1 protein-coding gene is annotated in these 288 nt (G+C 63.9%); it reads right to left on the bottom strand.

Going from position 1 to position 288, the window contains the following annotated elements:
• Positions 1 to 288 (bottom strand): Ig-like domain-containing protein (locus tag F3I62_RS20110; protein WP_160491405.1); only part of this gene is annotated, 288 nt, incomplete at both ends.

The following is a 288-nucleotide window of genomic DNA, read 5'->3' as shown; positions in this document are numbered from 1 at the left end:
TGCTGAAGCCGCTGACCGCCTCGCTGAAGGTGATGGTCACCAGCGAGGTTTCACCCGCTGTCAGGCTGCTGTCGGCGACCACTATGCTGGCGGTTGGGCGTACGGTGCTGATCGCGTAGTTGTTGGAGTCGCTAGTGCCATTCCCGGCATTGCCTGCGCCATCGCTCACTCCGGTGTTATCCAGGGTGATCAGGTTGCTGCTGTCGGTGACGTCAGCGCTTGGCGTCAGGGTGGCGGTCCAGGTGATGCCGCCATCGCTGCTGCTCACCGCGCTGAGGCTGCCGTTGG

The organism is Pseudomonas sp. R-28-1W-6, from assembly GCF_009799925.1.
GTDB lineage: Bacteria > Pseudomonadota > Gammaproteobacteria > Pseudomonadales > Pseudomonadaceae > Aquipseudomonas.
The sequence above is the reverse complement of the archived record's forward strand: the minus strand, read 5'-3'. Positions and strand labels throughout refer to the sequence as shown.